Below are 18,418 nucleotides of genomic sequence, written 5' to 3' on the forward strand. Positions count from 1 at the left end.
GTGCGCGGCCGACGTCGTCCGACGTGCTGTCACACCCGCGCCGGGACCACCTCCGGGTTGTACGCGTCGGTCTTTCGCAGCATCCAGGTCGCCGCCAGGACCAGAGCCGCGACCACCGCGAGCAGGACCATCAGCCCCAGGTTGAACCCGAAACCGAAGATCCACAGGTATCCGATGCCACCTGTCGCGAGGCAGTAGTACGTCATCGGCAGGATCGTCTTGCGGATCAGGTCGCCCTCGCGCCCGAGCAGGCCGACCGTCGCCGCCGCGGCGACCACGTTGTGCACCGCCACCATGTTGCCCGCGGCACCGCCGACCGCCTGCAGCGCGGCCACGGTCTCGGGCGACGCCGCACCGATGCCGATCCCGGTGTTGAACTGGAAGAGGGCGAACATCATGTTTGACACGGTGTTCGATCCGGCGACGAACGCGCCGAGCGCGCCGATGAACGGCGAGACGATGGGCCAGCCCTGACCGGCGAGGTCGGCGGCCGCCTGGGCGAGCGTGATCGGCATCGAGTCGAGCCCCGCGGCGTTGAAGTCGGGCCCGGAGTTGATGAAGATCCGCACCAGCGGCACCGCGCACAACAGCGCGAACGCCGCCCCGCCGAGCTGTCCGCCGGCGACCTTCCACGACGCCTTGATCTGCTCGCCCTTCATGCCGTGCAGCACGTAGGTGACGAGGCACGCGAGCAGGAAGATCGCGCCCGGCGAGTACAGGAGCTCCAGGTTCTGGCTGATGCCGGTGCCGAAGATGTTCGCCACCTCGAGCGCCGCCGGGCCCATGAGGAAGTCCTTGATCACCGGGACGTTCCGGGTGAGCAGCAGCAGCGCCGCGACGATGACGTACGGCGACCAGGCCCGGACCATCGACATGTTGCGGGTGAGCGCGTCCGCCTCCCTGGTGGGGTCCACCGTGCCCATCCAGCGGTCGCTCCAGCGCTCGCGCGGCGGGAAGTCCCACACGTCCTTGGGCATGAGGAAGCCCTTCGAGGACGTGAACATCACGAGCACCAGCCCGAGGAATCCGCCGAGCATCGACGGGAACTCCGGCCCGAGCACGTACGCCACGGTCACGTACGGCACGATCATCGCGAGCGCCGCGTAGACCGCGAACGGCGCCACGGCCAGCCCCGAGCGGAACGACCGCTTCTCGCCGTAGAACCCGCACATCAGGGTGACCAGGATGAGCGGCACCAGGATGCCCACTATCGCGTGGATGGTCGCCACCTGGGTGGCGGTGTGCGCGATGAAGCCGAGCTGGTCCAGCCCCAGTGCGTCGGCCCGCGCCTGCACCTCGGGCGCCAGCGCGCCGGAGGTGTCCGCCAGGCCCGTCCCGAGCCCGGTCAGCATCGGCGTGCCGACGGCGCCGAAGCTCACCGGGGTGGACTGGATGATGAGCCCGGCCATAACGGCGGCCGCGGCGGGGAAGCCCAGAGCCAGCAGCAGCGGGGCGACGACGGCGGCGGGCGTGCCGAACCCGGCGGCGCCCTCGATGAACGACCCGAACAGCCAGGCGATGATGATCACCTGGACCCGTCGGTCGGGGCTGATCGTGGTGAAGCCGGCGCGGATCGTCTGCAGGGCGCCGCTCTTGATGAGGGTCTCGAGCATGAGCAGCGCGCCGAAGATGATCCAGAGCAGCCCGACGGCGATCAGCAGCCCCTGCACGATCGACGCGCTGACCGCGACCAGCGACATCTTCCACGCGAACAGGGCGACGACCACCACCACCGCGAGGCCGACGGGCATCGCCGTCCGCGCCGGCCAGCGGAAGCCGAGCAGCAGCGTTCCTACGACGAGGATCGGGAGGAGGGCGAGCAGGGCGAGGACGCCGAGGTTGTCCATGGTGACTCCAGTCCGGCCGCGCTGCCGGGTAGGGTTCGCTGGAACTTTCGCATGCCGGAACTATCAGTCCGTTTGCCGACAAACGTAGCAGTTACCCCGGGCAAGCGGGAGTACCTGTTTCACCCCCGCAATCACCCGCGCAACTCACTCGCGCAACTCACTCGCGCAAAGCTTGAGGCGGCAGCCCCCGCAGCGACGCGTCCAGCACCAGAACCATATGCGCCGTCGGCATCTCACGCCCCTGGCGGGCCAGTGCATCCGTGATCTGGAGCAGGCAGCCGGGATTGGACGTGACCAGGAGCTGCGCACCGGTCGCCGCGACGTTCGCGGCCTTCCGGTCCCCCAGCTCCCGCGCGGGCTCCGGATTCGTCAGGTTGTAGATGCCCGCCGACCCGCAACACATGTCCCCCTCGGCGATCTCCTTGACCACGAGGCCGGGAATCGTCGCGAGCACCGCGCGTGGCTGCGCCTTCACGCCCTGGGCGTGCCGCAGGTGGCACGCGTCGTGGTACGCCACGGTCATCGGCAGCGGATGCCGCGGCGCCACGGGCTCGAGCTCCGCCAGCACCTCCGAGATGTCGCGGGTCCTCGCCGCGAACTCCGCCGCCCGCTCCGCGTACTCGGGATCGTCCGCCAGCAGGTGCGCGTAGTCCTTCATGGTGGAGCCGCACCCCGCGGAGTTCGCCACTATCCGCTCCACGCCTGCCGCCGAGAAGGTGTCGATGAGCGCCCGCGCGTAGCCGAGCCCCTCCGCCTCACGGCCGGCGTGCACGGACAGCGCGCCGCAGCACCCCTGGTCCGGCGGCACGACGACCTCGCAGCCCTCCGCCGCCAGCACCCGCGCCGTCGCGGCGTTCACCCCGGGATAGAACTCGCGCTGCACACAGCCCAGCAGCATCCCGACGGTCATCCGCTTCGCGCCGACGGCGGGCACCAGCGCGGGCACCGGGATCCGCGGACCGACGGGCGGCGCGATGGCCTCCATGGTCGCCAGCGTCGGGGACACGCGCGCGAGCACCGGCCGCACCAGTCGCGACAGGCCCGAGCGCTGGTAGAGCGCGAGGAGCGGCCGAATCAGGCGGAGCCGCTCCGGCCGGGGGAACAGCGCGAAGATCGCCGACCGCAGCAGCCGCTGCCCACGCGACCGGTGCTCGGCACCGCGGCGCTCGACCTGCTGCCGGGTCGCCTCGACCAGCTTGTCGTACTGCACGCCCGACGGGCAGGCGGTCACGCACGCCATGCAGCCGAGACAGGCGTCGACGTGCTGCACCAGCGACGACGACATCGGCTCACCCTCGAGCCCCTCCTTCATCAGGTAGATCCGGCCGCGCGGCGAGTCCATCTCCTCGCCCCACAGCGAGTACGTCGGACAGGCCGGCAGGCAGAACCCGCAGTGCACGCAGTCGTCCACCAGCTCACGAGCCGGCGGATGATGCTCGTCGAAGGCCCCCTCCCCGCCCAACGAGCCGAGCAGGTCCGGCTTCGCGTCTGTCATCAGATACCTCCCACGAATCGGCCTGGCGCGAGGTTGCGCCCCGGATCGAGCTGCTGCTTGATCGCGCGCATGAGGTCGAGCCCGCCCACCGGCCCCCACACGTCGAGCTCCGCACGCACCTCGGGCGACGCCCGCAGCACGGTCACGGTCCCGTCGCGCGGATCGGTCACGACACCCCGCAGGTGCCCGACGGCGGACGCCGTGGCCTCCGGCGTCCCCGTCACCATCGCGTGCAGCACCCCGGCGGCGCTCCCCCGCAGTGCCACGCCGATGCCGTACCGCTGCTCGGCGTCCCGGGCCGCCGCCAGCAGGCGGGCCACGCCGACAAGGGTCGCGGTCGCCTTGGCATAGGTGCCGGTCGAGCTCTCGCCGCCGGTCGAGCTCCCACCGCTGGTCGAGCTCCCACCGCTGGTCGAGCCTGTCGAGACCCCCGGCAACGCCGCCCACCACCGAGGCGCCTCGACCTGCACCCGCCCGCCCAACACCTCGGCGACAGCCGCGGCCCGCTGCCCCACAGCGCTCCCCGTGCCCTCGATCAGCACCGCCACCTCGGCGACGTCGCTCCCCGCCGGCCGGTCGATCTCCACCGCGGCCGGAGCGAGCTGCGAGGTGACGACCTCCCGAGCCCGCGCGGCGACGTCGGCCAGCGAGCCGGCGGCCACGACGTACGCCCGGTCGGGCCGGGCCGGGTGCAGCCGGAACGCGGCCCGCACCACGACGCCCAGCGTGCCGTACGCGCCGGTCAGCAGCTTGGCCAGGTCGTACCCGGCGACGTTCTTGACCACCTTGCCGCCCGACGAGGCGATGGTGCCGTCGGCAAGCACGACGGTGGCCCCGAGCACCAGGTCGCGGATCCCGCCCCGCTGCAGGCGCCGCGGCCAGGACCGTCTCCGACAGCTCCGCCACCGGCAGCCCCGCCTCGGCGACGACCACGAGGTCGCCCGCGCCGTGCTCCACCAGCCGGTCCAGACCCGTGGTGTCCAGGATCAGGTCCACCCGCTCGGGCGGCGCGCCCCAGTCCAGGGCGGTCGCTGCCCCGCGAGCGACCGTCACCAGGCCCTGAGCGGTCGCCTCGCGCAGCACCGCGGCCACCCCGTCGGCCGACGTCGGCCGGGCCACCGCGACCGCGGGCACACCGTCAACGACATCCGCCGGACCCGCCTCCTCGACCTGGCCACCGTCCTGCTTCAGCGCGTCCTCGAGCCGCTGCAGGTCCGCCATCAAAAGACCTCCGCCACGCCGGACTCCGCGAGCGGGTGCGCACCCTGCCGCCGGCCGGGCTGGTCCCCGCACAGCCGCGGCGTCGGGAAGACCTTGCCGGGGTTGGCGATGTTGTCCGGGTCGAACGCGCACCGCACGGCCTGCATCGTGTCGAGGTCGTCGGCTGTGAACATGCGCGGCATGTGACTCGCCTTGTCCGCACCCACACCGTGCTCGCCGGTGATGGAGCCGCCATGCTCCAGGCACAGGTCGAGGATCCCGCCGGCCACGGCCTCTGCCCGCTCGACCGCGCCCTCCACCGAACCGTCGAACAGCACGAGGGGGTGCAGGTTGCCGTCGCCCGCGTGGAACACGTTCGCCACCCGCACGTCGGCCGCCTCGCAGAGAGCCGCGATCTCGCGCAGCACCAACGGGAGAGCGGTCCGCGGGATCACGCCGTCCTGGACTATGTAGTCCGGGCTGATCCGGCCCACCGCGGCGAACGCGGACTTACGGCCCTTCCAGATCAGGGCCCGCTCGTCGTCGTCGGCCGCGACCCGCACCTCGAACGCCCCCGCTTCCTCGCACAGGCGCACCACGTCGTCGAACTCCCCCGCCACGTCGGACGACGGCCCGTCCAGCTCGACCACGAGCACCGCGCCCGCGCCGGCCGGGTAGTTGCAGTGCACCGCCGCCTCAGCGGCCTCGATCGCGAGGGCGTCCATCATCTCGATGGCGGCGGGGATCACCCCGGCGGCGATGATCGCCGAGGTCGCGGCCCCGGCGTCGTCCATGGAGCGGAAGGCCGCCAGCAGGGTCCGCACCTCCTGCGGCAGCCGGGTCAGGCGCACGGTGGCCGAGGTGACGATGCCGAGCGTGCCCTCGCTGCCCACCAGCGCGCCGAGCAGGTCGTACCCGGGCGGGTCCGGCGCCTTGCCGCCGATCTCCACCTGTTCCCCGGCGGGCGTCACCAGGTCCAGGCCCGTGACGTGGTTCGTGGTGAAGCCGTACTTGAGGCAGTGCGCGCCGCCCGAGTTCTCGGCGATGTTCCCGCCGATCGAGCAGATGGACTGGCTGGAGGGGTCGGGCGCGAAGTAGTACCCGTCCGGACTGGTCGCGGCCGTGAGCTGGAGGTTGATCACCCCCGGGTCGACGACGGCCCGCTGGTTGCCGGCGTCGACCTCCCGGACGGTCCGCATCTGCGACATCACCACGAGCACACCCTCGGAGTGCGGCAGCGCCCCGCCCGACAGCCCCGTACCCGAGCCTCGCGCGACGAACGGCACCGAGTGCCGCGCGCACGCGCGCACCGCGGCGGCGACGTCGTCCGGCCCCTGGGCCAGGACGACCACGCCCGGGATCACCCGGTAGACCGCGAGCCCGTCGCACTCGTACGTACGACGCCGCTGCCGGTCCGTGATCACCCGCTCCTCGCCCAGCGCGTCGACAAGCTCGGCGATCACGACCTCAAGCCCCACGACAACGTCTCCAGACAAGGACAACCTCCAAGGTTGCGGCCACTACTGCTCCGTTGAGTGCTGGCTATCTGCCCTCCGGAGGCGGTCCGGAGGACGAATAGCCAGCACTCAACGGGTCGGTCAGGGCATTCGGGCGTATGCCGGGAGAGTCAGGAAGTCCGCGTAGTCGTCCGCCACCGCCACCTCGAGGAACGTCTGCTTCGCCTCCTCGTAGTCTGCCGCGTCGCCGGGCAGCTTGGCGATCTCTTCCTCGACGATCTGGTCGATCAGCTCGCGCGTGACCTGGTGACCGGTGTCGGCGAGCGTCACGTCGTTGTGCAGCCACTGCCACACCTGCGACCTGGAGATCTCCGCCGTGGCGGCGTCCTCCATGAGGTTGAAGATCGCGACGGCGCCGAGCCCGCCGAGCCATGCCTTGAGGTACTGGATCCCCACCGAGATGTTGCTCCGCAGACCGGCCTCGGTGATGTCCCCCGGGGTGCTCGCGACGTCGAGCAGCTGCGCCGCGGTGACCTGGACCTCCTCGCGGGTGCGGTCGATCTGGTTCGGCCTGTCGCCCAGCACCGAGGTGAAGACCTCCTTGCAGAGCTCCACCATGCCGGGGTGCGCCACCCAGGACCCGTCGAACCCGTCGTTCGCCTCACGGGTCTTGTCGTCGCGAACCTTGGCGAACGCGGCCTCGTTGACCGCCTCGTCGCGGCTCGGGATGAACGCGGCCATGCCGCCGATCGCGTGCGCGCCGCGCGTATGGCAGGTCTTGACGAGCAGCTCGGTGTAGGCCCGCATGAACGGCACGGTCATGGTGACGGCGTTGCGGTCGGGCAGCATGAACTCCGTGCCGCGGGTCCGGAACGACTTGATGACCGAGAACATGAAGTCCCAGCGGCCGGCGTTCAGGCCGGAGCTGTGCTCCCGGAGCTCGTAGAGGATCTCCTCCATCTCGAAGGCTGCGGGATACGTCTCGATGAGCACCGTAGCGCGGATCGTGCCCTGCGGGATCCCGAGGAAGTCCTGGGCCAGCACGAACGCGTCGTTCCAGAGCCGCGCCTCCAGGTGCGACTCCATCTTGGGCAGGTAGAAGTACGGGCCCTGGCCCTTCTCGATCTGCCGCAGGCCGGCGGTCGCGAGGTACAGCGCGAAGTCCACCAGGCTGCCCGAGACGGGCCGGCCGTCGACGAGGATGTGCTTCTCCGGCAGGTGCCAGCCGCGCGGGCGCACGATGATCGTGGCCAGCTCGTCGTCCGGCTTCAGCGCGTACTGCTTGCCGTTCTCGCCGGTGAAGTCGATGGTGCGGTTGATGGCGTCGAGCAGGTTCAGCTGCCCGCCGACCACCGCGCTCCACTGCGGGGTGTTGGCGTCCTCGTGGTCCGCGAGCCACGCCTTCGCGCCGGAGTTCAGCGCGTTGATGGTCATCTTGCGGTCCGTGGGGCCGGTGATCTCACACCTGCGGTCCTCGATCCCGGGCGCCGGCGGGGCGACGCGCCAGGTCGGGTCCTCGCGGATGTGCCGCGTCTCCGGGAGAAAGTCCAGCGTGCCGCCCGCCGCAAGGTCCGCGACCCGCCTCGCCCGGGCTTCGAGCAGCTCGAGCCGCCGGTCGTCCAGCGCCCGGTGCAGGACGGCGATCAGCTCCAGCGCGCGGGGTGTGAGCACCTCCTCCGCGCGGGGTGCGATGTCGCCGGTGATCATGAGGCCGTCTGGAGTGTCCACGTGTCTTCCCTCGGTCGAGTGGTTGATGTCGCCTCGCAAGTTCCACGATGCGGAAACCAAATACTTCCTAGTGAAAACCCTAGGTGCCCGACGGCGAGGGGTCAACGCGTGCTCAGTCGCCGGCGAGTTCCGCCCCGATGTCGCGCGCGACCTCGTGCAGCACCGGCACCGCCCGGTCGCCGAACTCGAAAGACACCCGAGCAGCAGGGCCGGACACCGACAGTGCAGTAGGCACGGGCGCCCCAGGGACGACGACGGCGAAGCAGCGGACGCCGATCTCCTGCTCACCGTCGTCGACGGCGTAGCCACGCTCGCGCGCCTCCGCCGTCGCGGCCAGGAGCGCGTCGATGTCGGTGAGGGTCCGGTCAGTGGCCGGGGCAAGACCCGCGCGCGCCACGATGTCGCGCACTGCCGCATCGGGCAGCTCGCCCAGCAGCGCCTTGCCGACGCCGGTGCTGTGCAGGTGCACACGCCGCCCCACCTCGGTGAACATCCGCATGGAGTGCGACGACGCCGCCTGGGCGACGTACACGGCCATCTCGCCGTCGAGCATGGCGAGGTTTGCCGTCTCACCGAGCTCCCGAGCGACTCGTGCCAGATGACGCCGCGCGCCCGCCCCGAGCTGACGGCCGGCCGACTCGCCGAGGCGAATCATGCGCGCTCCGAGCGCATAGCGCCGTGAGGGAAGCCGCCGAGCATAACCGCGGGCCACGAGGGTGCGCATCAACCGGTGGATGGTCGGCAGGGGCAGCCCCGACTGTTCCGAGAGCTCGCTCAGGCCGGCATCACCGCCGACCTCCGCCAGAATCTCGAGCAGGTCGAGCGCTCGCTCTACCGACTGCACGCCAGACTCTGCCACGTCACCCTCCGATCGGAACGCCGGAGCTACCGGCTCACGGAAGCAGCATTCCATAGCGCGGAACGAGGGGTCAGCCGTACGCCGGCTGAAGTCGTTGTGGGTGTGCGTCGTTGTGGGTGTGCGTCGTTGTGGGTGTGGGGAGTGTTCTGGGAATGCAGGAAGGGGGTGGAGCCCCGCACAACCCTCACGGGTCATGCTGGCTCCACCCCCTTGCTGGGAATGGTTGTCCGGCGGCGTCCTACTCTCCCACCCCGTCTCCAGGGCAGTACCATCGGCGCTGTAGGGCTAAGCTTCCGGGTTCGGAATGGGACCGGGCGTTTCCCCCACGCTAAGACCACCGTAACACTATCGAGAAGGCAAAACCCGTCTCCGCCACCCCTGACCAACCCACATAAAGAGGGCGGTCGGGTGACAGGGGGTTTGGTGCCCGTGACTCGGGAACCGCATAGTGGACGCGAAACAAAACCTTGAGCATTATTAACAGTAATGATGTGTTGTGAAGTTATCGGCAGTTAGTACCGGTCAGCTCCGACAGTCTTTAGTCCTGTCTTCCACATCCGGCCTATCAACCCAGTGGTCTGCTGGGTGCCTCTCACACCACAAGGGTGTATGGAAACCTCATCTCGAAGCAGGCTTCCCGCTTAGATGCTTTCAGCGGTTATCCCTTCCGAACGTAGCCAACCAGCCATGCTCCTGGCGGAACAACTGGCACACCAGAGGTTCGTCCGTCCCGGTCCTCTCGTACTAGGGACAGCCCTTCTCAAGTTTCCTGCGCGCGCAGCGGATAGGGACCGAACTGTCTCACGACGTTCTAAACCCAGCTCGCGTACCGCTTTAATGGGCGAACAGCCCAACCCTTGGGACCTACTCCAGCCCCAGGATGCGACGAGCCGACATCGAGGTGCCAAACCATGCCGTCGATATGGACTCTTGGGCAAGATCAGCCTGTTATCCCCGGGGTACCTTTTATCCGTTGAGCGACGGCGCTTCCACAAGCCACCGCCGGATCACTAGTTCCGACTTTCGTCCCTGCTCGACCTGTCGGTCTCACAGTCAAGCTCCCTTGTGCACTTGCACTCGATACCTGATTGCCAACCAGGCTGAGGGAACCTTTGAGCGCCTCCGTTACATTTTAGGAGGCAACCGCCCCAGTTAAACTACCCACCAGGCACTGTCCCTGATCCGGATTACGGACCGAGGTTAGACATCCGAAGCGATCAGAGTGGTATTTCAACAATGACTCCACCCGAGCTGGCGCCCTGGCTTCACAGTCTCCCACCTATCCTACACAAACCGCACCGAACACCAATACCAAGCTATAGTAAAGGTCCCGGGGTCTTTCCGTCCTGCTGCGCGTAACGAGCATCTTTACTCGTAGTGCAATTTCGCCGAGTTCGCGGTTGAGACAGCGGAGAAGTCGTTACGCCATTCGTGCAGGTCGGAACTTACCCGACAAGGAATTTCGCTACCTTAGGATGGTTATAGTTACCACCGCCGTTTACTGGGGCTTAAATTCTGAGCTTCGCCCAAAGGCTGACTCGTCCTCTTAACCTTCCAGCACCGGGCAGGCGTCAGTCCGTATACATCGTCTTGCGACTTCGCACGGACCTGTGTTTTTAGTAAACAGTCGCTTCTCCCTGGTCTCTGCGGCCCTCCCCGCGTCCCCCAGCAAGTGGGTTAACGGTTCAGGCCCCCCTTCTCCCGAAGTTACGGGGGCATTTTGCCGAGTTCCTTAACCACGATTCTCTCGATCGCCTTAGTATTCTCTACCTGACCACCTGAGTCGGTTTAGGGTACGGGCGGCTAGTCCCTCGCGTCGAGGCTTTTCTAGGCAGCATAGGATCACCAGATTCCCGCATACACGGTCTCTATCAGCTCTCACCCTATATGCCCCACGGATTTGCCTATGGGACGGGCTACGACCTTGGACATGGACAACCATCGCCACGCCTGGCTACCTTCCTGCGTCACCCCTGTTAACACGCTTACCTACTACCGGATCAGGTCCCACGCCTCGCCCACGATGACACCCGAAGGTGTCGGTGTAGGTCCGGGGTGGTTAGTATCACCGGGCTCGGTATGGGCGGTACTTCGCCGGTAGGAGAATATCAACTCCTTGTCCATCGACTACGCCTGTCGGCCTCGCCTTAGGTCCCGACTTACCCAGGGCGGATGAACCTGGCCCTGGAACCCTTGGTCATTCGGCGGACGGGATTCACACCCGTCATTCGCTACTCATGCCTGCATTCTCACTCGTGTAGGCTCCACCGCTGGATCACTCCGCGACTTCACTGCCCACACGACGCTCCCCTACCCACCCACACACCTGAACACACAGAACAAGTCTGGTGCTGGGCTAACGTGTGAGTGCCACGGCTTCGGTGGTGTGCTTGAGCCCCGCTACATTGTCGGCGCGGAATCACTTGACCAGTGAGCTATTACGCACTCTTTCAAGGGTGGCTGCTTCTAAGCCAACCTCCTGGTTGTCTGTGCAACTCCACATCCTTTCCCACTGAGCACACGCTTTGGGACCTTAGCCGATGATCTGGGCTGTTTCCCTCTCGACCACGGAGCTTATCCCCCGCAGTCTCACTGCCGCGCTTACGACTTACCGGCATTCGGAGTTTGGCTGACGTCAGTAACCTGGTGAGGCCCATTAGCCATCCAGTAGCTCTACCTCCGGTAAGAAACACGCGACGCTGCACCTAAATGCATTTCGGGGAGAACCAGCTATCACGAAGTTTGATTGGCCTTTCACCCCTAACCACAGGTCATCCCCCAGGTTTTCAACCCTGGTGGGTTCGGTCCTCCACGCCGTCTTACCGGCGCTTCAACCTGCCCATGGCTAGATCACTTCGCTTCGGGTCTAGACCCGGCGACTGAATCGCCCTATTCGGACTCGCTTTCGCTACGGATACCCCACACGGGTTAACCTCGCCACCGAGCACTAACTCGCAGGCTCATTCTTCAAAAGGCACGCCGTCACCCCTACCAAGGAGGCTCCGACGGATTGTAGGCACACGGTTTCAGGTACTATTTCACTCCCCTCCCGGGGTACTTTTCACCTTTCCCTCACGGTACTTGTCCGCTATCGGTCACTAGGTAGTATTTAGGCTTAGCAAGTGGTCTTGCCAGATTCACACGAGATTTCACGGGCCCCGTGCTACTTGGGATCCCCTCAACCAGGCCGCACCATTTCGTCTACGGGACTCCCACCCACTACGGTCCGGTATTCAACCCGGTTCGACTATGACACGACTTTCTTACTGGCTGAAGAACTGTCAGATTCTTCCAGAAGGTCCCACAACCCCGCACACGCAACGCCTGACAGCTTGACACGCATACGGTTTGGCCTCATCCGCTTTCGCTCGCCACTACTCACGGAATATCTCTTCCTGTCGGTACTGAGATGTTTCACTTCCCGACGTTCCCTCCACACGCCCTATACATTCAGGCGCGGGTAACCGAACATGACTTCGGCTGGGTTCCCCCATTCGGAGACCCTCGGATCACAGCTCGTCTGCCAACTCCCCGAGGATTATCGCAGGCTACAACGTCCTTCTTCGGCTCCTAGTGCCAAGGCATCCACCAATGTGCCCTTAAAAACTTCAGGCAACACTACAATCACAGAAACCAAGATGACCACAAAACAAGGAACCACAAACCCGAAAGCCTATGGCCCAACAGTTTCGCGATCGCAATCTTGGAAAATTTCAAAGATGCTCGCGTCCACTATGCAGTTCTCAAGCAACGGACGAACCCACCAGGCAAACCCGCACCACCACAACCGGCAAGCCGGCGGGTATGACACGAACCAGGTGACCCGTACTCGATCCAGAAACACACAACCTTGCTTGCCCACTCACAACACTTCATGAGGGACAAGGCCGGCCGGTTGTCTCAGGACCCAACAGTGTGCTTGGCGAACCCCCACCACCCAGAAGACCACGTTCCAACCCGTGCGTACCTCCCGAGGGAGACACCACCTGGCGTACTAGCAGTCAGCCCGGACAGGGCGACTCTTCGTCAATGTTCCACCCATGAGCAACCAACCCAGACGCGTACGGCCTGGGCCTGGCCTCTGCCACCAGCACCAACCCGAAGAGCCGGTCGGCGACCCCCACTATGTGGGGCCTGGTGGAGATGAGCTCCTTAGAAAGGAGGTGATCCAGCCGCACCTTCCGGTACGGCTACCTTGTTACGACTTAGTCCCAATCGCCAGTCCCACCTTCGACCACTCCCTCCCTTGCGGGTTGGGCCGTGAGCTTCGGGTGTTACCAACTTTCGTGACTTGACGGGCGGTGTGTACAAGGCCCGGGAACGTATTCACCGCAGCGTTGCTGATCTGCGATTACTAGCGACTCCGACTTCACGGGGTCGAGTTGCAGACCCCGATCCGAACTGAGACCGGCTTTTTGGGATTCGCTCCACCTCACGGTATCGCAGCCCTCTGTACCGGCCATTGTAGCATGCGTGAAGCCCAAGACATAAGGGGCATGATGATTTGACGTCATCCCCACCTTCCTCCGAGTTGACCCCGGCAGTCTCCCATGAGTCCCCGGCATGACCCGCTGGCAACATAGGATAAGGGTTGCGCTCGTTGCGGGACTTAACCCAACATCTCACGACACGAGCTGACGACAACCATGCACCACCTGTGTACGAGTGTCCAAAGAGTTCGTCATCTCTGACGCGTTCTCGTACATGTCAAGCCTTGGTAAGGTTCTTCGCGTTGCATCGAATTAATCCGCATGCTCCGCCGCTTGTGCGGGCCCCCGTCAATTCCTTTGAGTTTTAGCCTTGCGGCCGTACTCCCCAGGCGGGGCACTTAATGCGTTAGCTGCGGCACAGAACGAGTGGAACCCGCCCCACACCTAGTGCCCAACGTTTACGGCATGGACTACCAGGGTATCTAATCCTGTTCGCTCCCCATGCTTTCGCTCCTCAGCGTCAGTAACTGCCCAGAGACCTGCCTTCGCCATCGGTGTTCCTCCTGATATCTGCGCATTCCACCGCTACACCAGGAATTCCAGTCTCCCCTACAGCACTCTAGTCTGCCCGTACCCGATGCAAGCCCACAGTTGAGCCATGGGATTTCACACCAGACGCGACAGACCGCCTACGAGCTCTTTACGCCCAATAATTCCGGACAACGCTTGCGCCCTACGTATTACCGCGGCTGCTGGCACGTAGTTAGCCGGCGCTTCTTCTGCAGGTACCGTCACTTTCGCTTCTTCCCTGCTGAAAGAGGTTTACAACCCGAAGGCCGTCATCCCTCACGTGGCGTCGCTGCATCAGGCTTTCGCCCATTGTGCAATATTCCCCACTGCTGCCTCCCGTAGGAGTCTGGGCCGTGTCTCAGTCCCAGTGTGGCCGGTCGCCCTCTCAGGCCGGCTACCCGTCGACGCCTTGGTAGGCCATTACCCCACCAACAAGCTGATAGGCCGCGAGCCCATCCCCCACCGAAAAACTTTCCAACACCCACCATGCGGTCGGTGCTCATATCCGGTATTAGACCTCGTTTCCAAGGCTTATCCCGAAGTAGGGGGCAGGTTGCTCACGTGTTACTCACCCGTTCGCCACTGATCCACCCAGCAAGCTGGGCTTCACCGTTCGACTTGCATGTGTTAAGCACGCCACCAGCGTTCGTCCTGAGCCAGGATCAAACTCTCCGTAAAAGAGAAACATCCACACCCACCGAAGTGAGCGTGAACAATGATACCGGCCAGACCAATCTGATGATTAAGATCTGTCCAAAACAACCCCCACATGATGCGACCCGACTAACCGGACGGTCAGACGATGCCACACCCGCAAGGGGTTAAAACATTGGCATTGACTATCAAGCACACTGTTGAGTTCTCAAACAACCGACGCACACCGTCAGGACCGCAATCTTTCCGATCGCTTCCCTGTCCGGGGCAGTGCCTGTAACTTACCAGGCTCTTTCGGACTTTTCCAAATCCTCTCTGGCCTCTCAGCCGGGGAGAATTCTTCGATCATCCGAAGCATTTCCGATTCCCATTTACGCTATCACCAGAAGAATGAATCTCTGACGACTTGCGAAGGTTGGGGGCCTCCTGGTCGATCGCGGCGCTAGCCGCTTGATCGTCGTTCGGAGGCAACCTGTGTAACTTACCCTACCACGTTCCCCGGCGCAAGGACCCTCTTCAGGATCCGTGGTCTGGGGAGGCGATCTGACAAGCCCCCACCCAGTTCCGGAGCGCACAAGGCTACTACGAGATCTGGGTTGGTTTCCACCCCGGGACCGGCCAGTTGCGCTCTCGCGCTTCCTGTCCGTGTCTCCCTGTCGGGCGAACAACCGGAACAGTACACAGCGATCGGCACCCGCGCAAAATCGGGGTGCGATCCGGGCCGCGAAGCGCCAGAAATGGCGGATCGGCGGCGGACCCGACGGGGGTCCGCCGCCGTCGCCGTCACTCCACGGTCACCGACTTGGCCAGGTTCCGCGGCTTGTCGACGTCGTGCCCGAGGGTCAGGGCCGCGTGGTACGCCAGCAGCTGCAGCGGCACGGTCAGCAGCAGCGGGTCGAGCTCCCGTTCGCTGCGGGGCACGTCTATCCGCTCCGCACGCAGCTCCCCCAGGTCCACGCCCGGGTGCGTGACGACCACCAGCCGCCCGCCACGGGCGGAGATCTCGTGCAGGGCCGCGACGTTACGGTCGGTCAGCTCGTCGTCGGGCACGATGGCGACCGTCGGTACCTCGGGCGAGATGAGGGCGAGCGGCCCGTGCTTGAGCTCCGACATCTGGTACGCCTCGGCGTGCCGGTAGCTGATCTCCTTGAACTTCTGCGCACCCTCACGCGCCACCGGGTATCCACGGACCCGACCGACGAAGAACAGGCTCTCGGCGGCGGCGAGCGTCTTGGCCGCCTCAGCGATACGAGCCTCACCGTCGAGCACCTGCTCGATCTGTGCCGGCAGGTTCTGCAAGCCCGCCACGAGCCGGCGTCCGTCGGCGACGGACAGGTCGCGGACGCGGCCGAGCTGGAGCGCCAGCAGCGCGAAGCCCACGAACATCGTGGTGAGCGCCTTGGTGGAGGCGACGGCGATCTCCGGTCCGGCGTGCAGGTAGATCCCTCCGTCGCAGGCCCGGGCGATCGCGGAGCCCACGACGTTGACCAGGCCGATGACCCGGCCACCCTTGCGGCGGATCTCCTCCACCGCCAGCAGGGTGTCGATGGTCTCGCCCGACTGGCTCACGGCCACGTAGAGCGTGTCCGGTTCGATCACCGGGCTGCGGTAGCGGAACTCGCTCGCGGCCTCGGCGTCGGCGGGAACACGGGCGAGCTCCTCGATGAGGGACGCGCCCATCTGCCCGACGTAGTACGCCGATCCGCAGCCCAGGATCTTGACGCGTCGTACGGCGCGCAGCTCGCGGGCGTCCATGTCGAGCCCGCCCAGGTGGGCCGTTGCGAACCGCTCGTCCAGGCGCCCGCGCAGCGCGCGCTCCACGCTGGCCGGCTGCTCGAGCATCTCCGTGTACATGCGCGGGCGTCCGTCGATCTGCCCGTGCTCGTAGGCACTGGGGTCGACGTCGACCTCGCGCGCCGTGGTCTGCGTCCGCGTCAGGTCGCGGCGGAACGTCGTGAAGCCCGACGCCGTCACGGTCGCCAGCTCGCCGTCGGTCAGGTGCGCCACCGTGGTGGTGTGCCGCACCAGCGCCGCGAGGTCGGAGGCGATGAACATCTCCTTGTCCCCCACCCCGACCAGCAGCGGGCTGCCGTTGCGGGCCACCACCACGCGGTCCGGGAAGTCGGCATGCACGACGGCCAGCCCGTACGTGCCTTCGACGGCGTCCAGGGCGTCCACGACCTTGCCCTCGAGCGTGTCGGCGTCCGACCGGGCGACGAGATGAGCGAACACCTCGGTGTCGGTGTCGCTCACGAGCGCCACGCCGTCGTCGGTGAGCCGTGCGCGCAGCGCCGCGGCGTTGTCGATGATGCCGTTGTGCACCACTGCCACCGTGCCGCTCGCGTCCGTGTGCGGGTGGGCGTTGGCGTCCGTCGCGGGGCCGTGCGTGGCCCAGCGGGTGTGGCCGATGCCCACCCGCCCGGGCATCCGCTTGGGCAGCACCTCGGCGAGGTCACGCACCCGACCCGCGCGCTTGGTCACCCGCAGCTGCGAGCCGACGACGGCGACGCCCGCCGAGTCGTACCCCCGGTGCTCCAGCCGGCCGAGCGCCTCCACGAGCAGCGGGGCAGCGTTCTGGCCCCCTACGTACCCGACGATTCCGCACATGTCTGTTCTCCTTCAGCCGTAGATCTTCAGCCGTAGATCATCCGGCGCAGCTGCCGCTCGCTGAGCCGGGGCGCCGCGACGACCCGGTGCTCCAGCTCGGCGGCGATGCGCGCGAAGATCTCGGGGTTCTTGGCCCCATGGATCTTGAGCTCGGCGTGCCGCCGCCGGACGATCTCCTCGACCGGGGTGGCGTAGTACGCCACGACGTCGCCGATGACCCGTGCCGCCTCGGCGGGCGTGAGTCCTGTGGACGCCGCCACGTGGGCGACGAGGTCGGATGACGTCCTCATGCCGTGAGACTCGCCGATCCGGATCCAGTTGAGCAACTTCTTGCCCGATATCGGGCAAGACTTGCGCGAACGAGAATAGCTCTGGCCCCGTTACGGTTCAGCCGTGGAGACACCAGGTCAGCCGTCGGCTGAGCAGCGAGCACCGATGAGCCCCTTACCCTTCCAAGTCAGAGCGCTCCTGTCGCTTCAGCGGGCACTGTGGGACGAACTGTCGCCGCATGTCCGCGGCGTAGCGGTCGCCATCTCGGACGCGGCGATCCGTGGCCGAATGATCTTCGACCACACACCCACCGAGGACGAGGTCGAGTCGTGCTCCCTCGTGGAGACGTACCTCCTCGCCGACATGGCGCCCGACGTCGTCGTCGAACTGACACCGGCCTGTGTCACACCGCCCGGAACACGGGACCTGCTTCCCGGTGAGGAGTGGGTCTATCTCCGCAAGGAGTCCCCTGTGCCCGACGACGCCGCGCGGCCCGAGCCCTTGATCCTGATCGGCTACTGGCGCGGCCCGGGCGCACCGGAGCTTCCTGACCCGCACGACTTCGTGGATCCGTCCTAGGGCAGGTACGACCGTCGGCGGGTTCAGCAGTACCTAGAGGGCGGCATGGTCGCACGCGTCTATCGCGGTATGTCGTCCTGCCGGTTCTGTGGTGAGCTCGTCGGGCACCGCGAGCAGACCGATGGCACCTATCTCTGGCCTGAGGGTCTCGCCCACTACGTCGCCGAGCACGACGTCCGGCTGCCAGCTGAGTTCGTCCGCCACGCACTCGGCACAGCGCAGGACCTGGAACATCGCAACGTGGACATCACCTGGTGGACCAGTCTCAAAGGGCCAGGACCAGCCCGGCGCTCCGTAGTGGTCAAGGCGGTCGGGGAAGGGCGGCCCGTGCCGGTTATCGTCGAGACGCCCGACGGCCTGCTCCGAGGTGCTTGGATGGCCGCCCTTCCAGCGGTCGGGGACGTGGTCGACGTTGAGCTGGAGGTTCCTGACGACGTGTCCTGGGACGAAGTCACCGTCGAAGATAGCCCCGCCGCCCACCGTCCAGGCGCGGATGAGCAGCGGCTATGGGGTGTCGTCGAGGCGGTCGGGCCCGACGGTGTCATGACCTTGCGCTCGGGCGTGGGGCTCGTTCTTCTGGGCATGACCGGCCGTGCGCCCGACCGTGTAGTGGGTGCCAAGGTGGCCGTCCCCGTCAGCGAGCTCCAGCTCTTCCCGACCGGCACGTAGCCGTCGCAAGCGGTGCCTTGGTGTACACCGAAGCCGCCGACGCCTCAACGTCC

The 18,418-nt window shown here is 66.2% G+C and carries 10 protein-coding genes, 3 rRNA genes and 1 pseudogene; 2 read left to right on the plus strand and 12 right to left on the minus strand.

The window, feature by feature from the left end; genetic code table 11:
* Window positions 1–29: 29 nt before the first annotated feature.
* From ACNYC2_RS15885 to ACNYC2_RS15940, 12 genes and pseudogenes are all read right to left on the minus strand, one after another.
* Window positions 30–1,847, minus strand: a complete 1,818-nt coding sequence (locus tag ACNYC2_RS15885; RefSeq protein WP_419702726.1) for an L-lactate permease — start codon at window positions 1,845–1,847, stop codon at window positions 30–32.
* Between the two features lie 157 nt (window positions 1,848–2,004).
* Window positions 2,005–3,342, minus strand: a complete 1,338-nt coding sequence (gene glcF, locus ACNYC2_RS15890) for a glycolate oxidase subunit GlcF (RefSeq protein ID WP_419707841.1) — start codon at window positions 3,340–3,342, stop codon at window positions 2,005–2,007.
* Window positions 3,342–4,184, minus strand: a complete 843-nt coding sequence (locus ACNYC2_RS15895) for an FAD-binding oxidoreductase (protein WP_419707927.1) — start codon at window positions 4,182–4,184, stop codon at window positions 3,342–3,344. Before ACNYC2_RS15895 ends, glcF begins: the two co-directional genes overlap by 1 nt.
* Before the next feature lie 52 nt (window positions 4,185–4,236).
* Window positions 4,237–4,563: pseudogene (locus ACNYC2_RS15900) on the minus strand (FAD-binding protein); the annotation flags it as partial.
* Window positions 4,563–6,020 carry an FAD-linked oxidase C-terminal domain-containing protein gene (locus ACNYC2_RS15905; protein WP_419702727.1) on the minus strand — a complete coding sequence of 486 codons (1,458 nt, stop codon included), beginning with the start codon at window positions 6,018–6,020 and terminating at the stop codon, window positions 4,563–4,565. The pseudogene ACNYC2_RS15900 and the gene ACNYC2_RS15905, both read right to left, overlap by 1 nt.
* Window positions 6,021–6,140: 120 nt before the next feature.
* Entirely contained in the window at window positions 6,141–7,706 is a 1,566-nt protein-coding gene (gene aceB / locus ACNYC2_RS15910; protein WP_419707842.1) for a malate synthase A, read from the minus strand.
* A 133-nt stretch (window positions 7,707–7,839) separates the two neighbouring features.
* On the minus strand, window positions 7,840–8,640 hold the full coding sequence (locus ACNYC2_RS15915) for an IclR family transcriptional regulator (protein WP_419702728.1): 801 nt from the start codon (window positions 8,638–8,640) through the stop codon (window positions 7,840–7,842).
* A 171-nt stretch (window positions 8,641–8,811) separates the two neighbouring features.
* A 5S ribosomal RNA gene (rrf, locus tag ACNYC2_RS15920) occupies window positions 8,812–8,928 on the minus strand.
* A gap of 151 nt (window positions 8,929–9,079) precedes the next feature.
* Window positions 9,080–12,199 (minus strand): 23S ribosomal RNA (locus ACNYC2_RS15925).
* A gap of 543 nt (window positions 12,200–12,742) precedes the next feature.
* Window positions 12,743–14,264, minus strand: a 16S ribosomal RNA gene (locus tag ACNYC2_RS15930).
* Together the 16S, 23S and 5S rRNA genes form the textbook arrangement of a ribosomal RNA operon.
* Before the next feature lie 759 nt (window positions 14,265–15,023).
* The gene (gene glmS / locus ACNYC2_RS15935) at window positions 15,024–16,847 is read right to left on the minus strand and encodes a glutamine--fructose-6-phosphate transaminase (isomerizing) (RefSeq protein ID WP_419702729.1); all 1,824 of its coding nucleotides are present in this window, start codon (window positions 16,845–16,847) and stop codon (window positions 15,024–15,026) included.
* A 26-nt stretch (window positions 16,848–16,873) separates the two neighbouring features.
* Complete coding sequence (locus ACNYC2_RS15940; RefSeq protein ID WP_419702730.1) at window positions 16,874–17,137, minus strand: hypothetical protein; 264 nt, start codon at window positions 17,135–17,137, stop codon at window positions 16,874–16,876.
* Between the two features lie 268 nt (window positions 17,138–17,405).
* Here ACNYC2_RS15940 and ACNYC2_RS15945 point away from each other — a divergent pair, with 268 nt between their 5' ends.
* Window positions 17,406–17,696 carry a hypothetical protein gene (locus ACNYC2_RS15945; RefSeq protein ID WP_419702731.1) on the plus strand — a complete coding sequence of 97 codons (291 nt, stop codon included), beginning with the start codon at window positions 17,406–17,408 and terminating at the stop codon, window positions 17,694–17,696.
* Window positions 17,697–17,741: 45 nt separating this feature from the next.
* A complete protein-coding gene (locus ACNYC2_RS15950) occupies window positions 17,742–18,365 on the plus strand; it encodes a hypothetical protein (protein ID WP_419702732.1) in 624 nt (207 codons plus the stop codon).
* Window positions 18,366–18,418 lie beyond the last annotated feature (53 nt).

The organism is Promicromonospora sp. NFX87, from assembly GCF_048564965.1.
In the GTDB taxonomy this organism is placed as follows: Bacteria; Actinomycetota; Actinomycetes; order Actinomycetales; family Cellulomonadaceae; genus Promicromonospora.